The 2826-nt window shown below is 59.7% G+C and carries 2 protein-coding genes and 1 pseudogene; 1 reads left to right on the plus strand and 2 read right to left on the minus strand.

Annotated features, from left to right (window positions below):
- Window positions 1-12: 12 nt before the first annotated feature.
- Window positions 13-801, minus strand: a complete 789-nt coding sequence (locus tag IC66_RS0142090) for a hypothetical protein (protein ID WP_231166594.1) — start codon at window positions 799-801, stop codon at window positions 13-15.
- Between the two features lie 280 nt (window positions 802-1081).
- On the opposite strand from IC66_RS0142090, the pseudogene IC66_RS0142095 reads away from it, so the two are divergent.
- Window positions 1082-1901 (plus strand): annotated as a pseudogene (locus IC66_RS0142095) (EAL domain-containing protein); the annotation flags it as partial.
- 336 nt (window positions 1902-2237) lie between these two features.
- Here the strand turns inward: IC66_RS0142095 and IC66_RS0142100 are convergent.
- Window positions 2238-2429, minus strand: coding sequence for a hypothetical protein (locus IC66_RS0142100; protein ID WP_014498042.1), 192 nt, complete (start codon window positions 2427-2429; stop codon window positions 2238-2240).
- Window positions 2430-2826 lie beyond the last annotated feature (397 nt).

Genomic DNA, 2826 nt, shown 5'->3' on the forward strand with positions numbered 1-2826 from the left:
TGAAATCCGCGCTCACGATCCCGCGAAACGCGCATGAAACTGACGAGAACCGCTTTGCTGGGCGATTTCCCGCCTGTTGCGTTGCGTAGCTTCGGCATTCACAACGAATTCGCCATTGGAAAGCATTGCGGGAATGCTGTCCGAGACGCTTGTCCCAGCGCCGGAGACGAAGCCGCCGGTGCTAAAGCTAGGTATCGACATAGAGCTGATCGCGGCGACCTTGGCCATACCGGCAGCGAGCACGCCCGCAGCCAACGCATCATTGAATGGCGGCACGGCCGATGCCAACGCCTTCGTGAAGGCGGTGTAAGTGTTGATCCTTGCCTCGACAATGCCGAACGCTTTAGCCGCCGTCGCCATAGCCATGCTGTGCTTGCCGAATTCCTGCGAGAGTTGTGCAAATTCGCCCGCCATGGAGGCGCCGGCGGTGTTCCACGTCGATTGGGCGTTCTCCGCTAGCCTTTGTTGCGCATCCAGGAATTGCTGCGCACTGATCGTATTGGCGTTGAATTGCGCTTGGATCTTAGGCTCCTGTAGGTAACTCTCAGAGGGAGTCAAGTTCGCTTGGATCGTCTGGAGCCCGGCCAGCGTCATGGCGTATTCCGAAGTCTTCTGCTTCAGCAGGTCGAGCTGCACCTGCTGCGCGGCGGTGATCGCGGTGTTGTTCGCCCGCGCGATCGACTCCGTTTGCAATTGCAGCTTCATCGCCTCCATTGCGCCGGGAAGCAGTCCATAGGTTGCCACCTCGGCCTTCATTCCCTCCGGCGACTTGCTTTGCGATGCAATGAACTGATCGACCACGTTTTTTCCGCCCATCACCGAAAAGTTGAAATCCTTCTGAGTCTTCGATGCCTTGTCCGTCGATGCAGCCGCGGCTTCCTGGGGACCGCGCTCACCGCAGTATCGACCGCGATGAAGGCGCTCGTCACCAGTGGGGTGATTGTTTCACGGCCGCCTTCGAGAAGGTGAAGGGCGGCATCGCTGGGATTGAGGAGACGGCAAGGCGCCGTGTTCAAAGTCGCTCGCCAAATACATCTCAACCGTCTCCGGTTGCGAGCCCTTCCACAAATTGTCGACGATTCTTGCGTCATTGATGCCGCTCGAGCCCGCACCGAGCCCGGCAGTGGATGTGCCCGAAGCGCTGAAAGCCAGCTCGCTCGAGCTGTGGTATCAGCAGAAACTTCATCTCCGGACATTGGTTCCGAGCGGCGCCGAGGCGCTGATCCGGATGCGCCATCCCGCATGGGGCGTCGTGCCGCCTGCCTACTTCATCCCCGACGAAAGCGATCCGCATTTTCATGCGCTGTCCGAGTTCGTGATCGCGCGCGCGATCGAGGACTGGCGCTATCTGCTCGGGCAGATCGGACCGGTCGATCTCTCGATCAACCTGCCGATCTCGTTTCTGGCCGACGATGCTGCGGTGCGCGAGCTTTGCTACCGGATTCCGGATCATGCGGCGTTCGCCGGCCTGCTGATCGAGATCGACAGCGCCGAGGTGATCGACAATCTCGACCTGGCGATCGATGTCGCCCGGCGCGTTCGCCTGCACAATATCGGCATCTCGATCGACAATGTCGGCGCGAAGTGGCCATCCTTGCTGGGATTGCCGAACTTTCCGTTCGTCCAGCTGAAGGTCGACCATCAATACGTCACCGGTTGCGCGGATCAGCGCCTCAAGCAGACGGTGTGCCGGCGTATCGTCGAGCTCGCACACGACTCCGGCGCGCAGGTTATTGCGCAGGGGGGGCGAGACGCGCGCGGACTTTCTTGCCGCACATGAGATGGATTTCGATCAGGTCCAGGGTTACCTGTTCGGCAAGCCGATGGGCGTCAAGAAGTTCGCCCGCTCGCGCACGCACTTCTCGGAGAAAGAGCCGATCGTCCTGACGCATGGCGCCTAGTCAGGCGCGAGTGTCGCCATCGATCGCGCGCAGCGCTTCGCCGCGGGCGATCAGGCGCTTTGTGTGAATCAGCGGATGGAATGACCCTGCCCAGATTAATGATGTCAACGGCTTAACGTGCCGATCGGCGCCGGGCCCCGCGCCAACTCACATGCTGACGGCGGTCGTCTTCCCCTCGGCTTTGCTATGCACTTCAAACTCGAGAGATCGATTCGTTCAGGATAATGTCCTGAATAACGAGATAAGCCGTACGGCAGTTGCCGCACGGCTCTTCCGGAGTTCGTCATTCACTGCGCGGATCCGGTAGCGACGCGCTGAGCCGCCGTCTTGGCAGACTTATTGGACGCGCTCGTCGGCGACCTTCTTCTCAGAAGAGAGCTCGGTCGTAATTCTGCGCATTGCCACGGCCTGGGCCTGAACTTTTTGGCTAACACGCTCGAACTCAGCCATCTGGTTCTGGAAACCGGCATCCTGGGTCTGCTGGGTAGCAGGAGCGGCGCCGTTACCGCCAACACTATTAACCGCCATGTCTATTCACCTTTCTTTATGATAGTCGTTAGTTGTGGCCTGCTACGTCGGGCGGGCCGACGATACGAGGGGCAGGAATAGAAAGAAAGACGGTGCTCGCCCCCCAGACTTCTCAGGCTCAGTTCGGCGCTCTTGCCGAGACCAACGGTCTTGGGCTGTACGTTGTCCGTTTTGCCGGCGTTCTTGTTTTCGGCGGCCATCGCTTTCTCCTATGCTCGTCTTGTTACGTCTCAATAGACGTCCTCGCCTAGAGTTCAGCAGCCTCACGCTAGGCGCGCTACCTTTCGAGAAGCTGACGAGTCTCGGTCGGGGTGATTAGGTCGATCCTTTGCAGCAGCCCATCACCTGCCGGCAGCTGCAACCTCACCTAGGGTCTGTACCTAAATAGCGCCACGTG

It is taken from the genome of Bradyrhizobium genomosp. III (assembly GCF_000261705.1).
Taxonomy (GTDB): domain Bacteria; phylum Pseudomonadota; class Alphaproteobacteria; order Rhizobiales; family Xanthobacteraceae; genus Bradyrhizobium; species Bradyrhizobium ottawaense.